The following is a 6,000-nucleotide window of genomic DNA, read 5'->3' as shown; positions in this document are numbered from 1 at the left end:
CATCCATTGCATCTGCCGCAATATCTGTTTCTAAATCCTTAAATCGTTTTTCTAATTCATACTCACTTGGATACATCATCAAGTGAAAATCCTCATAAGATGTAATTTCTTCAAAAAGATGCTGCCATTTCTTTTTGTACGACTCAACTTTTTCTTTATTTTGCATAGGAATCGAATTGCTCTTTATTCGGTAGTACGCCCACACGTCGCCCGTTCTTGTTAACAGCAAATTCTTGTGTATTGCCTTCATAGGCGTTTTTAGTCTCATTTGAATAATCCACCACCTTCACAAGTTTTCGAAACTCAATTTGTTTTTCATTACTTAAATCAACCTTTCGGTCATTGCAAAACTTCTTTTGTGGAAGCTTAATGAAGAAGTAATACTTTGCAAAATCAAAGAAGTATAAATAGATGTTTTTGCCTTCCGGCTTTATTTTCGTTACAAGCATCGTTAAAAAAAATGGTATCCCAAAAATCACGATGACGTAACTGTTATCAAAAGCGTGAGGGAAAATCATCCTCACGCCGTACCAGAATCCAAAGCAGAGACCAACAAAAATGAAATAGTTAATAGCCGGTATTAACTCAACTGCAAAGGGTAACGAATAATTTTCGGTTAATTGCTGAATTTTTTTCGGCTCTCTCATTGCCTTCCGGTAGTTGAACACCAGACGCCCCATTCATATGCCCCCTTACAATTTTTCCATTAGCGCATTGATCCAGCCGGAGAATTCTGACCAGTGTTTAATAACCCACGTCACCGCACTACCAATACAGCAAACAAAGATAATGCCGCCCATTTTTAATTTCATAAGATTCTTTGCGGCTATGAACATGACCACAATCGTAATGAATTGGATAACAACATCTGATGCCCAACCTTTTACCCCTCCAAGTGTTGGAAGGTCTGCGCCAAGAATAAAGAAATTCATGAAATCCATATTTTAAACCTCCTATTGATGTTTGAGTTTATTTACATAAAACTGACCGCTGTTTTCCGTAATCTCTAAACTAAATTTTTCATTTACCGGAATATCATTTTCTTTTTCCTTAAATAGAACAGCACAAAAAACCTCGAAACCTTTTTTCGTCTCGAAGATTTTCATTGACTGCACTTCTCCAAATAACAAGTTTCCTTCCAACGCTTCCGGCTTTTTCATCATATAAACCATTTCTTCTTTCTTTTCAGAAGCGTATTTCTCAAAGAAAGTATGAAGGAATGATTCGATAGATTCTTTTTTCTCGCCTGCATATTCGTCTCTAGTCTCTTCTTTACTCTCAGAAGCAATATTGCCTTTCAGATCATAAATCTGTGTAAAGTAAGGGACAGCAGACACCGCAAAGGAATCAGCTTTATTTGTGACTGGAATATTCAGCAACATTTGTTTTTCAGATTTCTCGTTTGTTTTAACCTTTTCTTTCACCTTCTTTTTCTTCTTTCCGTCTTTAACTTCTTTTTCAACTTCCTTTTCTACAGGGTATAGATTTTCATATGTGACCTTATATTGAAAAAGGCTGTTTTTATCACCTTCTTTCACGTTATATAAGCTGTAACCCTTTAACTCTCGATCACCTTTTAAGCCATCTACATTAAAGCGATCTTCATCCTCAAAATGGTTATCTTCATGTTTCACCATGTAGCTTTCAAGGCTCTGCATACGTTTTTCAATAGATTCTTGATCGTTCTTCACATTCACATATTCATTGATGAACCCTGACAGAAAGTTTTCAGCAGCAGTCACCGAAATTTTTTGTTTATCGTCATTTGTTGGCTTATTCGCTTCGTCTTTCATGTCATTAAGTTGGGAGCGAGTATTAATTGACAGAAGAACAGCAAGCAGACAGATAAACAGCAAGCCCCCTACACAAGACCATAATGTGACGGCTATCAGCTTTGACCTGTCACGAGGAACTTTCTGTCTGTCTTTTTCCGGTCTTTCAATTCGTTTCAGTTTTTGAAAGGCAGACCGAAAAAAGGATTCTTCCTTCTTATCAGAGCCAATTTCTTTATTGAGCAACTTTTTCACACTCCTTCTGTTCAATTTGTTTCGTTCTTTCCAAGAAAGATAAAAAGGATGCTACACGATGTAACACCCTTTTTATGCTTTGATTCTCAATATAAACTTTTAAGCTAGTCATTCGACCGTCCGGCAAATATCTTGTTTTATAGAATGTGTAACGATATTCAGCAAATCCTTTTACTCGTTCACCCTCGACAATCAACATACAATCTCTGCTTAAACTTCTTACAAAGACTAAAGAAGGAATACCAACATTAAAGCCCATTCTTTTGAAGTGATTATCTACTGCTGACATCTAACCACCTCATTTTGGAAAGCTATCATACGACCTCAATATTTCAAACTCAACATTAACTTCCTCTGTTTCTTCCTCTTCATCTTCACTTTCAGGAATGAAAAAGACAGCAGATACAAAACGTATAATATCATCCTTTAAAGGAGATTCAGATTCAAGTAAAATCCTTTGGCCTTGCTCATAATAAGGTACTGTTTCTAGCAATTTTTCAATAAATGTCTCAGCTAATCGTAATAAACCGACCTTCTCTAACTCACTTTCTAAATATGCACGATTTAACAAATTTACGTTTAACATTTAAACACCTCTTTTTAAATTTCTTGGGCTTTGCCCAAACCCACCAACGTATGCACGTTGGATTGCTAATAATCTAACCCCCTATTCCCCCAAATCATTGGGGGACTCCCTCGCCGGTAGGCAGGAACAAACGGTTGTTTGTTCAATGCCAAGAGGGTTTTGGTGGCGCTGAATCTGTCAACTCCTTATCCTCACTTCGTTCCGGTACCGTTGACACATACGATTAATCGCATCACCTGTGTTTATAAAGGTTTAGCAGCTTGTTTTTAAACGACCATGTCAGTAACATCAGCAAGAAACACATCTAACATTTTTTGGTGTTTGTCTGCCAGTTCAGCTTCTGCAATCATATCTAATAGATCGGTTTTCCCTAAATGTTCATCAGCTTCAAGTACCATTTTCATAGTGGGAGCACAAGAGTTACGAAGCCAGTTTCTTGATTTCTGATAGAAGTCTTTTTGTGGTTTGACGTACAAAGGAAGTCTTCCAACATCACCTATAAAATCAGACCAAAAAAGGCTCGTTTTCCAATGCTCTCTAGTGATGTTTTCATCAGCATCAACGAACCTTACATAATTATTAATGATTTGCATAGCGATTAAGGTTAAATCCTTTGTTTTCAATAAAGCATCTATGGCAACTTGTGCACGTTCATTTTTAAGTCGCAGTTCATAACGATTCCAATCGCCTAGTTCTTCCAACGGAATGTTATACTTTTCTGCTTGTTCATAGTTTTTTTCGTAAAAGCAAAGGTACGCCTCTGACTTTTTAGAACCAAAATATATTGTCGTTCCACCTGTAATGCCATCAGATAGATCAAAGGAGCCATTGAAATCCGATTTTCTAAACCGTGAAATACATTCGCCCTTTTGGGCTTTTTTCAACAGTTCTGGTATAGAAAAGTATGTCTTTTTGTCATCAATCGCCAAATCAAAGCGAGTAAATGAACCGCCTTGCGCCATGCAATCTTGAAAGAAGTCGTACCATGTTTTCTTCCGGCATTCCAAGAACGATTCAAACTGACGGCAACCTTGACCGGACATTTCTATCAAAACACCTCTGTTATCATCTGGCGCAGAATAAAAGACTTTGATATAGTCCAGTTCGTACGTGCCAACGTAGCCATAGAAACCAGATTGTTTCTCAGTCATAAAGTCTTTGCTAAGGTGAAGAACCTCTTCAATAATTCGGTCAACATCATGAGTTTTAAAAGAGACTCGAATATAGTCAACCATTGATACCAAAGGACTTTCAATGGTTTCATTTTCTTCTTTTACGATTACTACCCCCCTGTTAGCGTGGGGGGGTTGTTGTAGCTCATCCATTCGCTTCGCTCACTCCTTCGCCGCTGGCCGTCTGGTCGCTTACGCTGCCGCTGGCGACTGCCGTCGCCTGCGCTCCCTCGACTCCAACCAGCGCATTTTTAATAGATGACATAAAATCATATCCTTTTGGCACAATTGGACTGTAAAACTCTAATATTGAACCTGTGCCGACATAGGCATATCCTCGACCTTTCACGTCTTTTTCCATAAATGTTTTATCAACGTCACCGAACATCATCCCATAACCAGTATCAGACATATTGCCAAGAGCAACACGAAAACTAAATTGATCTCGTATCCCATCAGCTAGATATTTTGCATCTGGTCGCTGTGCCCCTAAAACAAGAAAATAACCAGCTTGACGACCCAACAAAACCAATTGTTTCATGTAGGATAATGCTTCATTCCTTTCTTTCATATCCAGCAAATCCATAAATGCCACATATTCATCAAAGAAGATAAAGACAGGTTTTAGCCCTAAATAGGCATAGTTTTCACCAGTCTTGTAATTGGGCATTTTCTTCATTTCATCCATTCGTTCCATCATGCCATCAACCGACTTTCTCAGACACATAAGGATGCCATTTTTCTGCGAATAGACTCTTTTCGGGAGCACCTCTTCCAAGTCGGCTAAATCAGCATTTTTCGGGTCTAAGATTTTCACATCTGCCCCAAGTCCTACACACGCTTTTATGACGGTCAACATGAAATAGGTTTTCCCTCCGCCTGTGCTACCGGATATGAGCATGTGAGGTAATTTATCAAACTTCCATGAGACGTGTTTCATTAATGGCAGAACACCGTCTTTAGCGACCGCTTCATCAATAGATATACGATTCTTACTTACGTCATACAGTAACTTGAAACAGACAAATCCCTCTTCCATTTGCTTATCAACCAAGTCACAAAACAAGCCGTTTTCTAAATCCTTTCCTAAGTCTAGGAAGCGATTCTGAAAACGGCTCATATCCATAGCAATACGGATATAAATGTGATTGTTTTTAACTCGGTAATACAACTTAGGAAAGTAAGTGATTTTTTCCTTTGTCCCTGTATCATTTGAGAATAGCTTTTTAACCTTTACATGATCTTTTTCATAAAACTTGTTAGAAAAAATCATTCTTGCAAGCATCTGCCTGTGCTTTAACCTTTTAAAAAGTCCATTAAAAGTTAAATAGGCAACATACACACTTCCAATACCAATTGACAACGAGCAAACCAAACTTTTAACGATCAAAGGTACATTCCATTCAAAGTGATCAATCACTTGAAATACATCAAAGTGAAGAAGATGATCTTTCCAAAAGAGAAACATAGATAACAAAAAAACAGGCACAAAGATAATTGCGCCTGCTAATTTTACATTATTTCTCATGTACGGGCGGATTCGTTTACCCCTGTACTTCCAAAACCTTTTATTAAAGAAATCACTAATATTGATCATTAGAATTCATACCCCGATGATTTTTCTCTACAAGAGTGACAATACATTTCCCACACATAACCTCTCGGGACTTCTTCTTGATAATACTCTACGGCATTGTCCTCCTCACAACAATGACATTCGCCAAGTTCAATTGTAGGGATAACGACATTCTCAAAGTACACAGATTTAACGGTCTTCACTTCGCCATTACCTCCGTTTTCTTCAACATAATCAAAATAACTGTACTCGATTTATAAATTATTTCTTATCAGAAGTTCCTGGTGTTACTGTTTTGTTTGCAGGACTAGACACAGTGCCTTTTAATACGAGATCTTCTGCTTCGACAGTCCAGTTAACATTAGCAAAATTCCCATTTGCTCTAGCAGAAGCCATGATTTTCGGATTTTTCAATTCAACATCCTTAAAGAAATCAAATTCCTTTAAATCAACATAAGCAGGAATTGTCACTTCAATCTGCCCGCCTTGTACACTGGACCCTAGATTATATATCCTTGATTCCAATGTATCTGTTCTTTTACCATCCACATAGGCATAGCGCTCACGGTTTAAACCTAAAAATTTCAGTTCACCAAAAGTCATATTGATATCCGGTACAATAAAGTTTAAGTTCATTTT

At 37.6% G+C, this 6,000-nt stretch carries 8 protein-coding genes and 1 pseudogene; all 9 read right to left on the bottom strand.

The annotated features are described in order from the left end of the window. Window positions 1–268, bottom strand: a pseudogene (locus LJF29_RS18205) (hypothetical protein); the annotation flags it as partial. After that, entirely contained in the window at window positions 156–680 is a 525-nt protein-coding gene (locus LJF29_RS18200; RefSeq protein ID WP_072183615.1) for a conjugal transfer protein, read from the bottom strand. The gene LJF29_RS18200 and the pseudogene LJF29_RS18205, both read right to left, overlap by 113 nt. Window positions 681–692: 12 nt before the next feature. Next, the gene (gene conC, locus LJF29_RS18195; RefSeq protein ID WP_003328173.1) at window positions 693–941 is read right to left on the bottom strand and encodes a transposon conjugation system subunit ConC; all 249 of its coding nucleotides are present in this window, start codon (window positions 939–941) and stop codon (window positions 693–695) included. 12 nt (window positions 942–953) lie between these two features. After that, window positions 954–2,018: a conjugal transfer protein gene (locus LJF29_RS18190; RefSeq protein ID WP_229150009.1), complete on the bottom strand. Its 1,065-nt coding sequence runs from the start codon at window positions 2,016–2,018 to the stop codon at window positions 954–956. Further along, window positions 2,008–2,316 (bottom strand): hypothetical protein, encoded by a 309-nt coding sequence (locus LJF29_RS18185; RefSeq protein WP_072183617.1) that lies wholly within the window; start codon window positions 2,314–2,316, stop codon window positions 2,008–2,010. The genes LJF29_RS18190 and LJF29_RS18185 overlap by 11 nt, the downstream gene beginning before the upstream one ends. 9 nt (window positions 2,317–2,325) lie before the next feature. Further along, window positions 2,326–2,613 carry a hypothetical protein gene (locus LJF29_RS18180; protein ID WP_072183618.1) on the bottom strand — a complete coding sequence of 96 codons (288 nt, stop codon included), beginning with the start codon at window positions 2,611–2,613 and terminating at the stop codon, window positions 2,326–2,328. A 266-nt stretch (window positions 2,614–2,879) separates the two neighbouring features. Further along, window positions 2,880–3,938, bottom strand: a complete 1,059-nt coding sequence (nicK, locus tag LJF29_RS18175; protein ID WP_229150007.1) for a DNA relaxase NicK — start codon at window positions 3,936–3,938, stop codon at window positions 2,880–2,882. Then, the gene (locus LJF29_RS18170; RefSeq protein ID WP_229150017.1) at window positions 3,931–5,373 is read right to left on the bottom strand and encodes an ATP-binding protein; all 1,443 of its coding nucleotides are present in this window, start codon (window positions 5,371–5,373) and stop codon (window positions 3,931–3,933) included. The genes nicK and LJF29_RS18170 overlap by 8 nt, the downstream gene beginning before the upstream one ends. Before the next feature lie 249 nt (window positions 5,374–5,622). Continuing rightward, window positions 5,623–5,997, bottom strand: coding sequence for a YdcP family protein (locus LJF29_RS18165; protein WP_229150006.1), 375 nt, complete (start codon window positions 5,995–5,997; stop codon window positions 5,623–5,625). Window positions 5,998–6,000 lie beyond the last annotated feature (3 nt).

The sequence above is a fragment of the Bacillus sp. LBG-1-113 genome (assembly GCF_020708615.1).
Classification (GTDB): domain Bacteria; phylum Bacillota; class Bacilli; order Bacillales; family Bacillaceae; genus Bacillus; species Bacillus mojavensis.
The sequence above is the reverse complement of the archived record's forward strand: the minus strand, read 5'-3'. Positions and strand labels throughout refer to the sequence as shown.